The organism is Alteribacillus bidgolensis (genome assembly GCF_002886255.1).
Taxonomy (GTDB): Bacteria; Bacillota; Bacilli; order Bacillales; family Marinococcaceae; genus Alteribacillus; species Alteribacillus bidgolensis.
The window spans coordinates 1433608-1452599 of the sequence record NZ_KZ614149.1 but is presented as its reverse complement, the minus strand read 5'-3'; the positions used below and the strand labels follow the sequence as shown (position 1 = coordinate 1452599).

The window sequence follows — 18992 nt, the reverse complement described above, 5'->3', positions numbered from 1 at the left end:
GTTTGGGAACTTTGGGAACAAGCAAACCAAGCGGTAAACGTAAGCTGAAGCAAACTATGCCAAGGTTTGCAATCGGCTTAGACTGTCAGTCTCACACCATGGGATGAAAGAATCCGCTACGTGTGACTGCTTTGGTACGTTATTTTTGAAAAAACGATAAACATTCAGTTCTCCTTTTTGTAGAGGTTACGGATAAGAGGTGCGATAGCTACCTACTACAATAGGAGATTTTTTTCACTGTTAGGGATTTATAATATTTGTTGGTAAACAATAGAAGTAAAATTACGAGTTTCATCATAAGGACTCGGCGATAAGCCGGGTTTTTCTAATTTCTAGAAAAATGCCAGGTATTACATTGAAACGGTATAAAAGGAGCAGCCTTGTGGCTGCACCCAAATACTAGTGACAAGTGCAACAACATAGAATTAGTTACTGCTGTATATCATGAGATCCACTTCTTAGTAAAATATAACAAACGTACGTACGTTTCACTCAGGTTTGTACAATAACCTTCCTCTCTCGCTTTTCAACATGATAATTTTTTTGTTCAGTACAGCCTCCATAGAGATAGTATCTACCTCTAATGCTCATTTATATAAGTTCCCATTATATTCCACCCTAAACATTATAACGTTATATTTACACCGTGGCCCTCTTGTGTTAATATAACATTATAACGTTATATTGAATAAAGAGATAATTGAATTGTAAGCGTGTTAATAAGAGTAATGGAAAAAGGTGAAAAAAATGAAAGAAAGGTTTGTATTACGTAATGTAAAGCGGGTGAATGGAGAAGATATTGATATCGTAATTGAGGACGGTAAAATAGCTGAGGTGACAAAAGCTGGGGGCGGGTCTGGGTATGTTTTAGATTACTCCGGTGTTTATGTGTCCAGTGGCTGGATTGATTTACATGTACATGCTTTTCCTGAATTTGTCCCCTATGGAGATGAGATAGATGAAATAGGAGTAAAACAAGGAGTTACAACCATTGTTGATGCCGGGAGCTGTGGTGCCGACCGGGTGGCGGATTTAGTTGCGGTCAGAGAGCAAGCGAAAACAAACTTGTTTGCATTTTTAAATATATCTAGAATTGGTTTGAAAAGAGTCGATGAATTATCCAATTTAGAATGGATAGACAAAGAAAAACTTATACAGGCAGTAAACGAGTATAAAGAGGCCATTGTTGGATTAAAGGCACGGATCAGTCAGAGTGTCGTTGGTGAGAGTGGTATTAAACCTTTGCAGATTGCCCGCACACTCTCAAGTGAAACATCATTGCCGTTAATGATACACATTGGTTCTGCTCCGCCAAATATTGAAACGGTAATTCCTCTTTTACAAAATAAAGATATCATTACTCACTATCTAAACGGAAAAGAGAATAATCTTTTCAATAAACAAGGTGAACCACTTCAAGTGTTAATGGATGCCATTGAACGTGGTGTTCATTTGGATGTTGGACATGGAACGGCAAGCTTTTCTTTTAAGGTTGCTGAAGCAGCAAAACAACATCGAATCGGTTTGAATACCATCAGTACAGACATATACCGAGAAAACCGAATAAACGGTCCGGTATATAGTATGGCAAACGTTTTATCGAAATTCCTCCACATAGGATATTCGCTTGAAGATGTAATCGCAGCAGTCACAACACATGCAGCAAGCTGGCTTGAAAAACCGGAACTTGGCCGAATAAAAGTTGGCGATGTAGCGAATTTAACTTTATTTACTGTAGAAAATGAACCGGTTACGCTCATTGATTCTGAAGGGGACAAGCGGATAGCAGAAAGAAGTATAAAAACAAAAGGGGCGTTTGTAAATGGCGAGTTCATTGAATGCTAAATATGGGCTTAAACGTGTAATTAATGCAAGTGGACGAATGAGTATCCTTGGTGTTTCAGCACCGTCAAACACAGTAATGGAAGCGATGAAACAAGGTGGACAAAATTACGTAGAGATTGAAGATTTAGTTGATAAAGCAGGCGATTACGCTGCAGGTATTCTTCACTCTGAAGCAGCTGTGATTGTTAATTCAGCATCGAGCGGGATTGCACTCTCAGTTGCTGCATTAGTAACAGAAGGGAATCGTCGCAAAAGTGAACGTCTGCACCAAGAAGACATTCCTAAAAGTGAAATTATTATGCTGAAAGGCCACAACGTACAATACGGTGCCCCAGTTGAAACAATGGTCCATTTGGGCGGTGGGAAACTCGTTGAAGTTGGCTATGCCAATGAAGGCAGGGTAGAGCATATTGAAGATGCAATTTCAGAAAACACAGCAGCTATTCTTTACGTAAAATCACATCACGCCGTTCAAAAAAATATGATTTCGGTCGAGGAAGCGTGGGAGGCGGCACAACGTAATGGTGTTCCTCTCATTGTGGATGCAGCAGCAGAAGAAGATATTCAAAAATACGTTAAGTATTCGGACCTAGCGATCTTTAGTGGTTCAAAAGCAATCGAAGGTCCAACTTCAGGGATAGTTGGCGGTAAGCGAAACTATATTGAATGGATAAAAGTACAATTACATTGTATTGGACGAAGTATGAAAGTCGGAAAAGAAACGACGTTTGGGTTACTTCAAGCACTCGATGAATACGGTCTTAAAAAAGATAAAAGTGAACAAGAAAAAGAATCCTTACAAGTGTTAATGCCATTGAAAGAAATAGATGGGGTGAATGTGGAGATTGTACAGGATGAAGCAGGTCGAGAGATATTTCGCGCACGTATTCACATCGATCCACAACAAGCAAACACAACAGCAAAAGATGTCGTAAAGTCACTGCGAGAGGGTCAAGTTGCCATCTACACACGTGATTATGGTGTAAGGCAAGGTTTTTTCGATATCGACCCGCGTCCGCTTCAAGGTGACGACATTCATATAATTGCATCTAGAATACATGAATTGGCAGGAGGAAAATAATATGACACATATTGCAAACCGTTTTTATAAAGACCGTGTCGCATTAAATGTACTAGCAAATAGTGTGGAAAATGCCAAAAAGATATATTCAGCAGCTGAAGGATATGTTTTAATTGGTGTTCTTTCAAAAGACTATTCAACTATAGAACAAGCAGTAGAAGCAATGAAGGAATACGGAAGAGAAATAGATGAAGCGGTATCAATTGGATTAGGCGGGGGGGACAATCGCCAGGCTGCTGTAGTAACTGAGATTGCCAAATACTATTCTGGCAGTCATATTAATCAAGTCTTTCCTGCTGTTGGGGCAACACGTACCAATCTTGGTGAAAAAGACAGCTGGATTAATAGTTTAGTGTCTCCAACAGGGCGCGTTGGATATGTAAATATTTCAACAGGTCCAATAAGCAGTGCACAGGAAGAACATGCGATAGTACCAATTAAAACGGCGATTGCACTCGTACGCGACATGGGCGGAAATGCATTGAAATACTTTCCAATGAAAGGGCTGCGTTGTGAAGACGAGTTTCGTGCCGTAGCTCAAGCATGTGGAGAAGAAGGTTTTGCGTTAGAGCCAACTGGCGGCATTGATAAAGATAATTTCAAAACAATCCTGCGCATTGCCTTAGAAGCTAACGTCCCAAAGGTTATTCCTCACGTGTACTCATCTATTATTGATAAAGACACAGGAGAAACAAATGTTGAAGACGTCGGTGAACTACTAGAAACATTGAAGAAATTAGTTGATTATTATGGCTAAACAAATTGCAGCTTTTGGAGAAGTTATGATGCGTTTGCAAGTCCCGGGGTATGAATTTTTATCACAAGGTAGCACATTACACTATTCTTTCTCCGGTTCAGGAGTAAATGTATTATCAGCTCTAGCACGCTTTGGCCATACAGGATCTCTCGTATCTACTTTACCAGATAATCCGGTAGGTGCTGCAGCAGTAGCATATCTTCAAAAATTGGGTATTTCACCATCATACATTAATCGTAGTGGGAACTACGTTGGCATGTACTTTTTAGAAAATGGTTTCGGTGCCAGGCCTAGTCGTGTTACCTATTCTAATAGGTTAGAAAGCAGCTTCAATACAGCTGGAGAAGGAACGTATGAATTTGAAGAAATTGCAAAAAAACATGACGTTGTTCATTTTTGTGGGATCACATTGGCGATGAATGATTCTGTTCGTCAGCTCATGAAATCGTTCGCGAAAGCTGTTAAAGATAATGGTGGCACGGTTGTTTTCGACTGTAACTATCGTCCGTCACTATGGGGAGAAGGTGGATATGAAAAAGCGAAATCGCATTATGAAGAAATGTTGTATTTGTCTGATATCGTCATGATGAACGAAAAAGATGCAATGTTTGTTCTTGGGATGAAAACAGAGAAAAAAGAACGTCAAGAGCAAGTCATGGACCTTATACCAGAGGTTGCAAAAAAATATGAAATCCCTGTTATAGCGGGTACAAATCGATCAGTTAATGAAGACAATACACATTCATTGTGTGGCTTTCTGTATAAAAAGCAATCATTCACATTCTCAAAAACATTCACGTTTTCTGTCTATGATAGAATAGGTGCGGGAGATGCCTATACGAGCGGTATCGTGCATGGTGAGTTGGAAAGGTTTCCACCAGAAAAGACAGTCACTTTTGCCGCAGCGGCAGGAATGCTTACGCATACTGTTGTTGGCGATACCCTTATGTCATCAGAAAATGAAATACTCCGGGCGATGACAGAATCAGTCGATGATATAGAAAGGTAGTGGATGTAACAGTGAACGTGTCACGGAAAAAAGGACCATTATATTTGCAAATAAAGAATATCTTGAAAGACCGGATTTTACACGGTGTGTATCCGATTGGGACGAATGTCCCTACAGAACCACAATTAGAAGAGGAATTTAATGTAAGCAAAATAACCGTTCGCAATGCAATCAAAGAACTTGCTCAAGAAGGATTTGTTGAAAAAAAGAGTGGTAAAGGGACGAAAGTCATTCACAATACTTCTGCTTCAAAACTTTCCAAAGGAAAACGATTTACAGAAGTTCTAGTTGGTGAAGGGTATAAAGTACAAAAACAATTTTTACAAGCAGAAGTTATAAGTAATGAAGAGGGAACAGAACTTTATCGGTTATTTGGAGAGCGCTGCCTTCGCATAGAACGTCTTTATCACCTTGATGGCGTACCCTATATCCATTATACACATTATTTAATTGAGCAAATGGAAAGTATTGAACTTTCGGATTTAAATGCACACTCCTTGTACGGGTTACTGGAAGAACAAGATATTGCTTTAGAAAATTTTCGAGATGAGTTTGCTGTTGCTAATGCTCCTATACATGTGGAGAAGATATTAGGTATAAAAAAGGGAATGCCATTGCTGAAACGATTACGTTATTCTTATGATGAAACCGGTGGCGTGATTGAATATAGTGAAGGGTACTATAACACAGAAATGCAACATTATGTCGTGAATTATGATGTGTAAAACAGAACGAGAAAAGCGATATAATTCCTTTTCTCGTCATGAATTTGAAAGCGTTTTAGATTATGTAATTTGAATATTTTTTATATTTTTAAAATTGTAGGGTCTTCATGCTTAAACGTAATTCGTGTGTCTAATCGCAAAAATAGAAAACTTAACTTATGAAGGGGGAAGTAAAATGATAGAGAATCAAGGAGTTTATTTAACAGTCTTTTTAGGGTTTACCCTATTCATGATACTCATAGGAGTTTGGGCTTCTCGAAAAGTAAAAAATGGTGAAGACTTTTTAATGGGAGGACGAGGGTTATCGCTTCCGCTCTTAATTGGAACAACCGTAGCCACTCTCGTCGGAACGGGATCAAGCATGGGAGCTGTAGGATTTGCGTTTACAAATGGCTGGGCAGGTGCTTTATATGGAATAGGCGGCTCCATTGGAATGTTTGGCTTACTTTTGTTATTTGCAGATGTTAGAAAATATAACTTTATGACGTTTTCTGAAGAACTAAGTTTCTACTACGGTGCAAATAAAATAGTTAAAGGGTTTACTTCCGTTCTAATGTACATTGCCTCGATTGGTTGGTTAGGTGCCCATATTTTAGGTGGAAGTCTTTACTTGTCTTGGATAACCGGGATAGATCCTTTTTACGCAAAAATTATTACGGCGATAGGTTTTGCACTTTACACGTTGATTGGCGGTTTTTTAGCAGTTGTTTATACAGATACGATTCAAGGTGCGATTTTATTTTTAGGCTTTATAACACTTACCATACTTTCGGTTGTCAAGATCGGAGGACTCGGGCAGCTGTCAACGGAACTTTCAACTGAAATGGTGTCCTTTTTAGGAATTGGAAAATTAGGATTAATTCCGGCCATATCGCTAGTTGTAGTTATCGCGGTTGGGGTATTGGCAACACCTTCATTTCGTCATCGCATTTACTCAAGTGGAAGCATTAAAACGGTGAAAAAAGGATTTTTTGTTACAGGTACTCTTTTTGCAATATTTTCGTTGTTTCCTTCTGTTGTTGGGATGTCCGCACGTGTAATGAACCCAGGTATTGAAGCGGGCTTTGCTTTTCCATTTTTGGCGACTGAAGTGTTTCCTATCTGGGTTGGTGCGATCGTTTTAGTGGCAGGATTAAGTGCAACCATGTCATCTGGAAGTTCTGATTTTATTACAGGTGTCACCATTCTCCTAAGAGATGTCTATCAAACCTTTACAGGCAAAATACCAAAGAAAGAAAACATGGTTAGCTATTCAAGAATGGCACTGGTTTTGACGTTAGGGTTAGCTTTTGTTCTTACATTAGGAACAGACAATATTATTGATTATATTTCTAACTTTATTGCAACCATTATGTCTGGATTGTTCATAGCAGCTGTTTTAGGAAAATTTTGGTCCCGTGTGACATGGCAAGGTGGACTTGCTAGTATTATCGGTGGATCACTCATCTCCTTTACCGTGTTAATGAGTGAGTCGCTTACAGCGTTTTGGGGGAACCCGGTGCTTCCCTCCCTTGCAGGTGCATTAGTTATAGGTGTTTTCACTAGCTTAATCACACCAAGAAATAAAGTTTCTAAAGAAGAAGCATTACAGATTTTATCAGAGGAACGCTCCATCGTGGATGATGGAGCGTCCCAAGATGAATCAATCAATTCTAACGTTAACTAATCGTTCGGTACGTAATACTTGAAATCGGCTGGTCATTAGTAAAACAAAATATAGTTATGTATTCCCAATTACCCCGTGTTACTAAGAAAAGTAGGACGGGGTTTTTGGATATTTTCTTCTGAAAAGAGGGCAAGTAAATAATGCTTGGGGTAAATCTGCGAAAATTCTAAAATTTATTGACAAAACAAACGGGGCGATTTAAAATAAAATTAATAATAAAACATAGTTTTTTATATAAAACATACTATATGCAGGAATTCGTCGTGCGGATTGAAAAACGTCTTAGCAGCATGAATACGTTCCTGTCGAAAAATGGCTTACATTGTAATGATGAAAAGGAGGAGATGAAATGGCAGTATATACCATTGTTGATAAAGACACCTGTATTGCCTGTGGTGCTTGCGGGGCAGCAGCACCCGAAATATATGACTATGACGATGAAGGTATTTCCTATGTAATCCTCGATCAAAATGAAGGCACAACAAAAGTGCCAGAAGATTTAATTGAATCCTTGGAAGACGCGCAGGAAGGATGCCCAACGGAGTCGATAAAAATCGCAGATGGCCCGTTCAATGGGAATGTATTAAAGTACGAATAGCATCATTTCAAACAAAGGAGTTTGCATCCATAAATTTACAATACTATCTAAAAGATCCGATTTACTCGCCGAAAAGAGGAAGATACTCGCCAGTCGAAGCAATTTACTCGCCGAAAAAAAAAGAAAATATTATCAAAAATGAAGGAAAGGTGGTTGAAGATATGCTGGAAATAACCCATCTGCGCCATATTAGTTTAATTACTCCAAATTTGGAAGAGCAAGTCCATTTTTATGAGGAGTTGTGGGGATTAGATAAAGTGTTTGAAGATGAGGATAATGCACATTTACGAGGGGCGGGTCCGGAGCATCATATCCTGCATTTGCAAAGAGGTGAAAGAAGAGGGATTCACCATATCGCATTTGGAATGATAGATAAGCAGGCTGTTGACCAGGCAGCAGTTTACCTAAAGGAAAAAGGTTTACAAATTGTAGAACCGCCTGGCTATCTGGACGAGATAGGCGGGGGTTACGGTCTTCGTTTTGTAGATTATGAGAATCGCTGCATTGAATTATCAGCTTGGGTAGACATCCATACAGGCTTTTGGAGTAAAAAGATAGATGCGAATCCACTGTTTTTAAATCATATTGTGCTTAATACGACAGATATCCATCGAACAATGGAATTTTTTACAGAAGTGCTCGGTTTTAAGGTGTCCGATTGGAGTGAAGATCAGATGGTCTTTTTACGGTGTAATAAGAATCATCACTCGATTGCGCTTAATCAAGCAGATCATGCCTCGGTCAATCATATCGCATATGAAGTTGATGGTGTCGATGAAGTGATGCGTGGTATTAGTAACATTCGCAAAAACGGTTATCAAGAGATTTGGGGGCCTGGAAGACATGGGCCGGGAAATAATATATTTTGCTACTTTCAAGACCCGGGCGGATTTGTGATGGAATATACCTGTTACTTATCGACCATTGAAGATGAAAAGACATGGCGCGCTCAGGTCTGGAAACGGGTTCCGCACTTAATGGATAGATGGGGAACAGCCGGACCTCCTAAACCAGAAACCCGAGCTGCAATGGCAGGTGAGCCGGATACCGGTTGGGTCAAAAACGAAAAAGTCACGGATAGGGGAGAACCGAAGTGAAGTTAAACATTGAAAATAAGGCAGTCGTTATCATGGGAGGTTCTTCAGGTATTGGATTAAAGGCGGCGGAATTATTTTTAAGGGAAGGAGCAAAAGTAGCTGTATGCGGTCGCAGTCAAGAGCGGCTGGACAAGGCAGTTGAGACGTTAAAGAGCATTGCAGATTCAACACATATATTTGGTATGACCTGTGATGTTTCAAAGCGGGAAGATGTAGAAACTTTTATTACAGCAGCCGGAAATCATTTCGGCAAAATTGATGTCCTGGTTAACAATGCAGGAAAAAGTATTATGTCCCATTTTTTCGATATAACAGATGAGCAGTGGCAAGAACAGATCAATTTAAAGTTTTTTGCCATTATCTATGCTGTTCAAGCTGTCGTTCCTTTTATGAAGGATCAGGGGCAGGGGCGCATCATTAACATTAACGCCACGCTTTCTAAAGAGCCCGAACCACATATGATTGCTACAGCATCAACAAGAGCGGGATTACTAAATTTGACGAAGAGTTTATCGCATGAATTGGCAAAGGATCGTATTCTTGTAAACTCCGTTAGCCTTGGAATCGTTAAAACGGACCAATGGGAGAAAAGAAGATTAAAACAAAAACCCGATGAAGATCCTGAAGTATTTTATAAAGACCTTGCCAAAAAACGTAATGTACCGCTTGGCAGGGTTGGAACACCAGAGGAAGTGGCAGATGTAATTTTATTCTTAGCTTCTGAACGAGCAAGTTATGTAACAGGAGCGAATATTGAAGTGTCCGGTGGTTTAAGTAAAGTTTTATAGGAATTGAGGGAGAGTTATGGATAATGAAAACAAAGTATTTACAACGGCTGATGCTATTGTAAAGGAATTAGTTCGTGCTGGTGTGGATACTGCTTATGGAATTGTAAGTATTCACAATATGCCGATATATGACGCTATTTTGCGAGAAGGAAGCGTTCATTTAGTGTGTGCTCGAGGGGAAAGTGCTGCTGTAAACATGGCAGATGGCCATGCACGTTCCACAGGAAAATTAGGCGTTGTTATTACTAGTACGGGAACAGGTGCGGGAAACGCTGCAGGTGCATTAGTGGAAGCTTGGAGTGCGGGGGTTCCTATTTTACATATAACAGGTGAAGTGTCATCTGAATATTTAGGAACAGGCAGAGGTTACATACATGAGTGTAAAGATCAGCTGCAAATGATGGAGGGGACTTGTAAAGAAGCCTATCAATTAAAAGTACCTGGACAAGCATCAGGTTTCATACGAGAAGCAATTTTGAAAGCGTTTCAATCCCCTTCTGGACCAATAAGTGTTGAAATTCCAATCGACTTTCAATCTGCCATTATTACAAATACCGACATTTTTGATGAAGGAGTACCCGCTCTATCTTCTCCAGATCCAAAAGATTTTGTTATCCCTGATGATGTAGCGGCTGCCATTATGAAAGCGAACCGTCCCGTGTTATGGGTTGGAAATGGCGCACTTTTATCGGGAGCATCACAGGAAATCCAACAGCTGGCAGAAATGATCGGAGCACCCGTGATTACTAGTCAATCAGCCAAAGGGATTGTCCCGGAAGATCATCCCCAAAGCATCGGTCACTTTGGTGCGCACGGCGATACGAAGCAATTTCTAGCGAGTGCTGATCTTCTGATTAGTGTTGGGGTACGATTTCGAAGTAATGAAACGTCAGGGTGGTCGGTTAAAGTTCCAGAGAATCATATTGCCATTGATGCTGATTATTTAGCTATTAATCGTAATTATGATGCAGCATATGGTTTAGTCGGTGATGCAAAGTCAGTCGTTAGCAGTTTGATTAAAGAACTTACATTTAGAGAATATAGCGGTCCATCGAAAGACTATGTTCAAGAAATTTTTCAATTGCGTGAATCTCTGAGATCTCAGCTTCGAGATACTCTAGGGCCATATGAAGAAATTTTAGATAGTATGAGGAACACACTTGATAAAGACACCATTTTTGTAAGAGATGTAACGGTTCCAGCAAATGTTTGGGGAAGTCGCTTGTTTGAAATCTATGAACCAAGACACTCGATTCATGCGTCTGGAGGCGGGATTGGTCAAGGCTTGCCAACAGCCATTGGGGCTCAGATGGCGAACAGGGAAAAGAAAGTAGTGTTATTGGCCGGTGATGGCGGGTTCATGGTTAATATCGGAGAACTTGCTACAGCCGTTCAAGAAAATCTTCCTATGACTATCCTGTTATTTGATGACTCTGGGTATGGCGTTCTTCGAAATATTCAAGAAGCAGCTTATGGCAGACAAGTAGGAGTAGATTTAGTTAGTCCTGACTTTGTTCAACTTGGTCAGTCGATGGGAATTGAAACCGTATCAGTTGGGACTGCTGCTGATTTTGATCAAGAGTTGAAGAACGCTGTCCAATCAAATTCGTTAAGAATGATTGTCGTTAACATGAATGAAGTCGGTCCGATGGCAAAACCATTTTCAGGACCGCCAGGAGTGGCAGAAGCATTTCAACCTAAAAAAATAAACGTTAGATAGGAGGAAGAATAAATTGGTCTCAAACACAAAAAGCATCCCTTCTGTATCAGGACAAATTTTAATTAATGGCAGTTGGACTTCGTTAGCAAAATGTAAAGATGTGGTCAATCCAGCTTTTACAAGTGATGTAGTCGGTCAAGTAGCCATGGCATCTAAGGATGATGTTGACCAAGCCGTTTCAGCAGCCGAAGGTGCTTTTGACAGTTGGTCCAGGTCGCCTTTAGAGGTTCGAATGAAATATATACGTCAGTCATGGGAACGGTTAAAAGACCGAATTGATGAGTATACAGCTCTATTTGTAAGAGAAAACGGAAAAACCTTAGTAGAAGCTAAAAAGGACATTCAACGATGTATAGAAATTTTAGAGAAAATGCCTGATGCTTTAAAGAATTGGTATGAACCAATAGATTTATCAGATTCTGGTCAGCATGTTGAAATTCGACGGCGCCCAAAAGGGGTTACTTCTATCATTACCCCGTGGAACTCCCCAATGATTTTGACATTCAAACGTGTGATCCCGGCTATATTGACAGGAAATACAGTTGTATTAAAGCCAGCGACGAATTGTCCGTTAACGATCATGTCATTTATGAAAGAGATAGCTTCCTGTTTTCCTCCAGGTGTTCTTAATGTAGTAACGGGATCAGGCAGATTAATTGGGGACTGTATAGCAAGAGACAAGCGAGTTCGTACCATTTCATTTGTTGGAAGTACAGAAACAGGGAAAGTGTTAATGGAAAAGTCTTCCTCCACCTTAAAAAAATTACACATGGAGCTGGGTGGCAATGACCCTGCCATTGTTCTAGATGATTCGATACTAGACAAAAATACGATAACCAAGATGAAAAATGGAATTCTTAGGGGAGCAGGACAAGTATGTTCAGCTATAAAACGTATTTATGTTCATGAATCACGCTATGAAGAGTTACTTGAAAAACTTAGTAAAGAGTTCAGCAAGGTTATAGTCGGTGAGGGAATACATCCGGACACGACAATGGGACCTTTGAATAATCAGGGACAACTTCAGTTTATTACTGATTTAATTGATAATGCGGAAAAACATGGCGCTAAGGTTGAGTATTTTGGCAGGAAATTAAACGAAGAGAAATGGGAATCCGGACATTTTATGCTTCCAGCTATTGTGACAAATGTTGATCAGCAAAGTGAAATAGTACGAGAAGAACAGTTTGGTCCTGTTATTCCGATTATTCCATTCAAAGACTTGGATCAAGCAGTTGGATATGCAAATGATTCGGATTTTGGTCTGCGTGCTTCTGTTTGGACGGAAAATTTCGAAGCTGCAAGAAAGCTCGCATATCGTTTAGAGGCAGGAGCCATTTTTTTCAACAACCATACTATTTTCAAAGATTTAAGTCTTGATTTCCCTGGCATTAAAGAAAGTGGAATAGGAAGAGAGACGAAATATAGCGGATTTGAGCACTTTACTGATTCATACGGTTTTGCCAATTAAGGAGTTGTATAAATGAATATTGGAATTATTGGGGCAGGCACGATTGCTACGTTTTTGTTAACAGAAATTGAAAAACAACCGGCAGAAAATTTGTCGGTGAAAAGTCTCTACGTTCGTGATATAGACAAATACAGAAAACTATCAGAAGACTGCGGCGTACAACTGTTTAATCATTTCGACTCTTTCCTGGATTCAGATATTGATATTGTTATAGAGGCGGCTAATATAACAGCTGTACAAGAGCTTATTCCACGAGCGCTGGAAAAAAAAGAAGCTGCAATCATTAGTATTGGTGCTCTATCGGACGATACATTTTTAGAACATATTATGTCACTGGCAAACCGATATAACCATTCCATCTATTTGCCATCTGGTGCGATTGGCGGAATGGATCTTATTCAAAATGCTGGCGCTTTAGGGGAGTTGGATGAAGTATCACTAACGACGAGAAAGCCGGCACATTCATTAAATGAGCAGTCGTTAAAGCAGGAGAAAATCATTTTTCAAGGTACCGCTTTTGAAGCGATCAGAAAATTCCCGAAAAACATTAATGTATCTATTATATTATCGTTAGCTGGAGTTGGTATTCATCAGACGAAGGTTACGATTATTGCTGATCCTGACATTCAAACAAATCAGCATAAAGTGGAAGCAAAAGGAGCATTTGGTACATTTTCATCAACCATTGAAAACAACCCTATGCCAAGTAACCCCAAAACAAGCTTTTTAGCAGCTTTAAGTATTTTAGGTACATTAAGAAAACTGCAGTCAGATTTGAAAATTGGAATATAAAAATTATTTTTAGGAGGTTTGAATGATGATAAAGCATGCACTTCCACCGCTAGAGAAGATGGATTCAGAAGACATTATCCAACATTTAAACGACGCGATGCTTCCGGATGAAGGAAAAATACCTACCTATATTATGGGGAGCCCTTCTATTCATCAACTGGAAAAAGAAAAAATCTTTACCAAAACTTGGCTATTTTTAGGTCACGAATCTGAATTGCCAAACAACGGTGATTTCATAACGAGGGATCTCGCTGGTTACTCTATCATTCTTAATAAAGATAAGAATGGGACGATTCGAGCTTTTTACAACATGTGTACCCACCGGGGAATGAAATTATGCCGAGCGGACAAAGGAAATAAAACTCATTTTACCTGCCCTTACCATGGATTTACTTTTGATAATACTGGTGAACTTAAAGGGGTCCCGCTTCAAAAAGATATTTATGGAGATGCACTTGATAAATCAACGATGGCACTTCATGAAGCAACAATTGATTCCTATCAGGGATGTATTTTTGGAACCTGGAATCCAGAACCGGAGCCATTGTCTGATTACCTCGGCGACTTTAAATGGTACTGGGATCTTTTATTTGGACGAGCTGAAATGGAGGCGGCAGGGCCCCCTCAACGCTATGTCATAAACGCAGACTGGAAGATCGGTTCTGATAATTTTGTTGGTGATTCCTATCATACCATGGTTACGCATGGTTCCATCGTTAAGCTCGGAATGGTGCCGAGTTCGAAATACTCTAAAAAAGGATATCAGCTCCATACTCCCCATGGCCACGGGTGTAATATAGGAATGCCAAATCCTGACTTTGCTTTTGAAGAGCATCTTGTTCCAGAGTTTAAAAGAAACCTTTCTGATGAACAATTTGATGTTCTATCTAATATTAAAAATATAAATGGAACTTTATTTCCTAATTTATCGTTTTTAATTTCTCATACAGAAATTAAAGGAAAACTCATTTCTAACACTTCGGTACGTCTCTGGAATCCAATAGGACATGACAAAATGGAGGTTATTACTTGGTTTTTTGTTGAAAAAGAAGCTTCGGCAGATTGGAAAGAGCGTTCAAGAGAGTCTTTTATTTTAACATTTAGCCCATCAGGTATTTTCGAACAAGATGATACTGAAGTATTTACAGATATTACAAATGTCGGCAGAGGTCTTGTTCCTCAACAAAAAGCACTGCACTATACATTGAAAATGGGAATGAATCGTACTCCTACTACGAACTTCCCAGGTCCTGGAACCGTATACGATGACAAATTCACCGAAGCTAACCAACGTAATTTTTATAAATACTGGCTAGAATTAATGAATTCGTAAGGGGGTATTTCATGTCCATTACCAAAGCAGCTGAAATAAAGTATCAGTTCGAGAATTGGCTCATTCAAGAAGCAAAACTATTAGATAGGATTGAATTTGATAATTGGTATGAATTAATGCATTCTGATCTTCAGTATCTTATGCCTGTTCGGGTGAATAAGGAAGGGAATGAGCGTCCTGATTACTCAACGGAAATGTTTGCTTTTCAAGATGACATCGACACCTTAAAAATGAGAGTGGAACGCTTAAAAACCGATTATGCATGGGCAGAACTTCCTCCATCTCGTACACGACGGTTCGTTAGTAATGTTGATGTTCTCGAATATGAAGAAAATAACTATGCACTAGTCGAAAGTTATCTTTTAATTTATCGCAGCCGAACGGACGACATCCACCACGATTTGATTTCTGGAGAACGGCGTGATGAATTTAAATATGAAGATGGAAGTTGGAAACTATCTAAGCGTTTCTTTATTGTTGACCAGACGACCATTAATACAAGAAACCTAGCTATTTTTGTTTAGCGTTGACTTCGTGAAAATCATTGACGGTAACGAATAAACCATACCATGATAGCGTTTTGATAAAGGATGTGTTTATACCATGGCAGAAGCATTACAAGGAAAAGTGGCAATTGTTACAGGGGGCACTAACGGGATTGGTGAAGCAGTAACGAAACGATTTATTGAAGAAGGCGCCAACGTATGTATTTTAGGACGATCAAAACCTAAGTTGGAAAGTTTGCAGGAAGAATTCAGGGAAAATTTATTGGCGTTACAAGGTGACGTCTCAGAATATGAAAGTCATGAAGAGGCCGTTCGTAAAACGGTTGAGAAATATGGGAAACTTGATATTTTCGTTTCAAATGCCGGGGTGTTTGATGGTTTTGTCTCATTGGAACAATTACCTGAAGACAAAATGGATGAAGCTTTTTCTACCATTTTTGATATTAATGTGAAAGGCGGGCTTTTAGGGGCGAAAGCTGCTTATAAAGAGTTGAGAAAAACAAAGGGGAACATCATTTTTACGACGTCTAATGCGGGATTTTATCCAAATGGGGGAGGACCTATATATACCGCAAGTAAACATGCCATTGTTGGACTTATTCGAGAATTAGCGTATGAATTGGCTCCTGAGATCCGTGTTAATGGGGTATCTCCTGGAGGTACGATAACCAATATTACTGCTATCCCTTGCTTACAAGATAGTGTGAATAAAATTGATCCTGAAACAAGAAAGAAGTTTATTGAAAGCAGAAATCCCTTGCAAATTGCACAGAAATCGGAAGATCATAACGGAGCCTATGTACTTTTAGCATCTGATGGTTCTAAAGCAATTACAGGTACAGTAATAGAGAGTGACGGTGGTTTGGGAGTAAGAGGCATGCCTCAAGGAAAGCTATAGAAAAAATTATTTCATGAGCTTCAAAAAATTATAAGCACCAATCCTTTTAACCGGTGATGGTGCTTATAAGCAAAGTATAGTTTGTTGAGGAGGCAAGCAGATGAGTCCAGGATTACTAGGAACAAAAACGGTGGATCAGATTGCTTTTGTGGTGGAAGATATCGAAAAAGCGTCTGAAAATTTTGCTGAATTGCTAGGCATTCCTAAACCCGAATGGTTCTTAACGGGACGTCATGATCATTCACAAGTATTTTATAAAGGAGAACCTTCGGATACACAAAGTAAATTAATCTTTATCGATACAGCGTCTGTTCAAATCGAATTAATGGAAGTAAATGATGAGCCTAGTACGATGAAAGATTACCTTGAAGCACATGGGGAAGGCATCCATCACATCGCTTTTGTTATTGATAAGATTTCAAATCGGATAGATTCTTTAAATGAAAGCGGTTATGAACTCCTGCAGTCTGGAGAATTCACTTCAGATAATAAAGGAAGATACGCCTATCTAGATACGGAAGAAGAATGTAAGACGATTATTGAATTACTAGAACGAGAAACAGCGCAGCCGAAACAGGTAAAAGATTTAATCGCAGATCCGCTTTTTGGATCACAAACGATTACTCAAATCGCTCTTGTTGTAGAAGATATAGACAGTGCAGCTGAACACTACAGCCGATTCCTGAATATGGAGACTCCAAAAAAAATTACCGAGGGGCCCCAAGACATAACGAAAGTAGAATATAAAGGGACTCCAACCAAAGCGGATGCGACATTCATGTTTTTTCAAACACCGACAATTGAAATTGAATTGATACAGCCTGGAAAAGAGCCAAGCGCATGGAAGGACCATTTAACACAGTACGGAGAGGGGGTCCATCATATTTCTTTTGAAACAGATTACCTGGAGGACAGGCTATCGGCCTTCGAAGGGTATAGTGTTATTCAAAAGGGGAATTTTTGGAATGGTAACGGCCGCTATGCCTATTTGGATACACAAGACGATTTTAAAGTGATCATTGAACTCCTGGAACGTTCTAACTAAACAAAAGAGAGATACAGAGGCCATATAGTAGGAACTTATAATGATATCTACTTCAATAAAAAGAACCACCAACCATTATATTCCGATGGTTAGTGGATTGAAAAAGTATACACACACTAAATAGATCATACAACAAATCTTCTATGTTGTCGATAAGATGGTCATGTTTTAATCCGCTAAAAGAAAGCGCTTACATTAATTGCGCTTAGGATGAATACCAAATGATGTTACGCCTGTCTGAATATGAAATTGTAAATGCAATGTAGAAACGTTGGTGTTCAACAGGCGTATAAGAGGTGACAAGATGAATATTAAAAATAACAAACGTTGGATTTATATTGCCATGCCAGTTTTCTTTTTATGGTTTTTTGGACAGATTGAGAAATTAGGTATTTCCGTCATTCAAACGAATCCGGATTTTTTAAGCGATCTTGGCATTACCGGTGACAACGCTAAAATTGGGTTTTTAACTTTTATATTTTTTGTTGCCTATGCAATATCCAGCTTTTTCTGGGGATTTTTTATTGATAAATTTGGAGCTAGACTGACAGCAATTATAGGTGTGACGATATGGTCATTAACAATGATTATGGCGGGGATGTCCACAACCTATGAGATGTTTATGATAACTCGCATTATTCTAGGTATCGGTGAAGGAATGATGATCCCGGTTTGTGGAAAATTTATTGCTAGTTGGTTTAACAAAAATGAAGTTGGCCGTGCCCAAGCATCATGGGTTTCCGGGAACTATGCAGGTCCTGCTGTGGGAGCAATATTTATATCTTTAATCATTGTTTCCCTAAGTTGGCAAGCAACATTTTATATTTTAGCTGGTTTAAACATACTCATAATTATACCAATGCTTATTTTTTTAACGCGTGATAAACCAGAAGACCATCGTGGGTTGCGTGAAGAGGAGCTGGGTTATATAAGGGAAGTTGGTTCTTTAGGAAAGAAGGAATCAGAAAAAAGCTTTACACAAGATTTTCGTTATTGGATTGTTTGGTTTGGAATGATGATGGCGGCTTTCTTGTTTTTTGGGATTAGTATTTGGCTTCCTACTTATTTAACCCAAGCTAAAAACTTTGATACAGAATTAATGACAGGGCTCACGTCTTTATCATGGCTGTTTGCACTTGGATTTGTTATTAGTTGCGGTTATTTAGCAGATAAAACGAAACGTCCTAGTTTAATAGCTACCATACTGTTTATTTCGTGTGCAGTTCTATTGGCAATTTCTATTATATCCCCTTTTGCCATTGTGTCTGGAATAGGTTTAGGACTTGCTATGGGAACTATGGGTGGAGTTTTCCATTTAAGTAACCTGTTTATCGTAAAATACTCAACGAAGGAGACAGCTGGACGAGCAGCAGGATTAATGGGATTCACAAATATTTTTGGAGGTTTTGCGAGCTACGTCATGGGTTGGATACGTGATCTTAGTAACGGTGATTTCGGCCCGTCCCTCACTCTGCTAATTGTATTAGCTTTATTTGGTTTTATAGCGTACTTATTTACAATCAAAACAGAATTAAATGAAGTGCGCCAATTAAAACTGAATAACGATGATAGCTCAAGCATACAAGCACATACACAATAAGGAAAATCTCTATAAAGCCAATTTTCAACGACATATAGTGGTTGGAAATTGGCTTTTTGTT

Annotated in this window: 17 protein-coding genes; all 17 read left to right on the top strand. The window is 39.2% G+C overall.

The features are described from left to right. Nucleotides 1-747 precede the first annotated feature (747 nt). The 17 genes from CEF16_RS07325 (at nt 748) to CEF16_RS07245 (ending at nt 18931) form a co-directional block, all read left to right on the top strand. Complete coding sequence (locus CEF16_RS07325; RefSeq protein ID WP_091582206.1) at nt 748-1845, top strand: amidohydrolase/deacetylase family metallohydrolase; 1098 nt, start codon at nt 748-750, stop codon at nt 1843-1845. Further along, nucleotides 1823-2926 (top strand): DgaE family pyridoxal phosphate-dependent ammonia lyase, encoded by a 1104-nt coding sequence (locus CEF16_RS07320; RefSeq protein ID WP_091582209.1) that lies wholly within the window; start codon nt 1823-1825, stop codon nt 2924-2926. Before CEF16_RS07325 ends, CEF16_RS07320 begins: the two co-directional genes overlap by 23 nt. Before the next feature lies 1 nt (nt 2927). Next, on the top strand, nt 2928-3683 hold the full coding sequence (gene dagF, locus CEF16_RS07315; RefSeq protein ID WP_091582211.1) for a 2-dehydro-3-deoxy-phosphogluconate aldolase: 756 nt from the start codon (nt 2928-2930) through the stop codon (nt 3681-3683). Next, entirely contained in the window at nt 3676-4692 is a 1017-nt protein-coding gene (locus CEF16_RS07310) for a sugar kinase (RefSeq protein WP_091583157.1), read from the top strand. Before dagF ends, CEF16_RS07310 begins: the two co-directional genes overlap by 8 nt. After that, nucleotides 4692-5417: a GntR family transcriptional regulator gene (locus tag CEF16_RS07305; protein ID WP_175488337.1), complete on the top strand. Its 726-nt coding sequence runs from the start codon at nt 4692-4694 to the stop codon at nt 5415-5417. Before CEF16_RS07310 ends, CEF16_RS07305 begins: the two co-directional genes overlap by 1 nt. Nucleotides 5418-5592: 175 nt before the next feature. Beyond that, complete coding sequence (locus CEF16_RS07300) at nt 5593-7083, top strand: sodium:solute symporter family protein (RefSeq protein ID WP_091582217.1); 1491 nt, start codon at nt 5593-5595, stop codon at nt 7081-7083. Nucleotides 7084-7432: 349 nt separating this feature from the next. Next, complete coding sequence (locus CEF16_RS07295; RefSeq protein WP_091582219.1) at nt 7433-7681, top strand: ferredoxin; 249 nt, start codon at nt 7433-7435, stop codon at nt 7679-7681. A 161-nt stretch (nt 7682-7842) separates the two neighbouring features. Next, nucleotides 7843-8778 carry a VOC family protein gene (locus tag CEF16_RS07290; RefSeq protein WP_091582221.1) on the top strand — a complete coding sequence of 312 codons (936 nt, stop codon included), beginning with the start codon at nt 7843-7845 and terminating at the stop codon, nt 8776-8778. Further along, nucleotides 8775-9566 (top strand): SDR family oxidoreductase, encoded by a 792-nt coding sequence (locus CEF16_RS07285; protein ID WP_091582224.1) that lies wholly within the window; start codon nt 8775-8777, stop codon nt 9564-9566. Before CEF16_RS07290 ends, CEF16_RS07285 begins: the two co-directional genes overlap by 4 nt. A gap of 16 nt (nt 9567-9582) precedes the next feature. Then, nucleotides 9583-11286, top strand: a complete 1704-nt coding sequence (locus CEF16_RS07280; protein ID WP_091582227.1) for a thiamine pyrophosphate-binding protein — start codon at nt 9583-9585, stop codon at nt 11284-11286. A 13-nt stretch (nt 11287-11299) separates the two neighbouring features. Then, entirely contained in the window at nt 11300-12757 is a 1458-nt protein-coding gene (locus CEF16_RS07275) for an aldehyde dehydrogenase family protein (RefSeq protein ID WP_091582229.1), read from the top strand. Nucleotides 12758-12769: 12 nt separating this feature from the next. Further along, the gene (gene nadX, locus CEF16_RS07270; protein ID WP_091582232.1) at nt 12770-13549 is read left to right on the top strand and encodes an aspartate dehydrogenase; all 780 of its coding nucleotides are present in this window, start codon (nt 12770-12772) and stop codon (nt 13547-13549) included. A gap of 22 nt (nt 13550-13571) precedes the next feature. Then, entirely contained in the window at nt 13572-14882 is a 1311-nt protein-coding gene (locus tag CEF16_RS07265; RefSeq protein ID WP_245917790.1) for an aromatic ring-hydroxylating oxygenase subunit alpha, read from the top strand. An 11-nt stretch (nt 14883-14893) separates the two neighbouring features. Beyond that, on the top strand, nt 14894-15406 hold the full coding sequence (locus CEF16_RS07260) for an aromatic-ring-hydroxylating dioxygenase subunit beta (RefSeq protein ID WP_091582237.1): 513 nt from the start codon (nt 14894-14896) through the stop codon (nt 15404-15406). Between the two features lie 79 nt (nt 15407-15485). Further along, on the top strand, nt 15486-16286 hold the full coding sequence (hcaB, locus tag CEF16_RS07255) for a 3-(cis-5,6-dihydroxycyclohexa-1,3-dien-1-yl)propanoate dehydrogenase (protein ID WP_091582240.1): 801 nt from the start codon (nt 15486-15488) through the stop codon (nt 16284-16286). Between the two features lie 100 nt (nt 16287-16386). Further along, on the top strand, nt 16387-17331 hold the full coding sequence (locus CEF16_RS07250; protein WP_091582243.1) for a VOC family protein: 945 nt from the start codon (nt 16387-16389) through the stop codon (nt 17329-17331). A gap of 304 nt (nt 17332-17635) precedes the next feature. After that, entirely contained in the window at nt 17636-18931 is a 1296-nt protein-coding gene (locus CEF16_RS07245; RefSeq protein WP_091582245.1) for an MFS transporter, read from the top strand. The last annotated feature ends 61 nt before the right edge of the window (nt 18932-18992 follow it).

Coding starts and splice junctions, on each gene's coding strand:
- CEF16_RS07300 (WP_091582217.1), top strand. CDS start 5,593: ATGATAGAGAATCAAGGAGTTTATTTAACAGTCTTTTTAGGGTTTACC.
- CEF16_RS07280 (WP_091582227.1), top strand. CDS start 9,583: ATGGATAATGAAAACAAAGTATTTACAACGGCTGATGCTATTGTAAAG.
- CEF16_RS07295 (WP_091582219.1), top strand. CDS start 7,433: ATGGCAGTATATACCATTGTTGATAAAGACACCTGTATTGCCTGTGGT.
- CEF16_RS07250 (WP_091582243.1), top strand. CDS start 16,387: ATGAGTCCAGGATTACTAGGAACAAAAACGGTGGATCAGATTGCTTTT.
- hcaB (WP_091582240.1), top strand. CDS start 15,486: ATGGCAGAAGCATTACAAGGAAAAGTGGCAATTGTTACAGGGGGCACT.
- nadX (WP_091582232.1), top strand. CDS start 12,770: ATGAATATTGGAATTATTGGGGCAGGCACGATTGCTACGTTTTTGTTA.
- CEF16_RS07325 (WP_091582206.1), top strand. CDS start 748: ATGAAAGAAAGGTTTGTATTACGTAATGTAAAGCGGGTGAATGGAGAA.
- CEF16_RS07320 (WP_091582209.1), top strand. CDS start 1,823: ATGGCGAGTTCATTGAATGCTAAATATGGGCTTAAACGTGTAATTAAT.
- CEF16_RS07265 (WP_245917790.1), top strand. CDS start 13,572: ATGATGATAAAGCATGCACTTCCACCGCTAGAGAAGATGGATTCAGAA.
- CEF16_RS07310 (WP_091583157.1), top strand. CDS start 3,676: ATGGCTAAACAAATTGCAGCTTTTGGAGAAGTTATGATGCGTTTGCAA.
- CEF16_RS07260 (WP_091582237.1), top strand. CDS start 14,894: ATGTCCATTACCAAAGCAGCTGAAATAAAGTATCAGTTCGAGAATTGG.
- CEF16_RS07290 (WP_091582221.1), top strand. CDS start 7,843: ATGCTGGAAATAACCCATCTGCGCCATATTAGTTTAATTACTCCAAAT.
- dagF (WP_091582211.1), top strand. CDS start 2,928: ATGACACATATTGCAAACCGTTTTTATAAAGACCGTGTCGCATTAAAT.
- CEF16_RS07245 (WP_091582245.1), top strand. CDS start 17,636: ATGAATATTAAAAATAACAAACGTTGGATTTATATTGCCATGCCAGTT.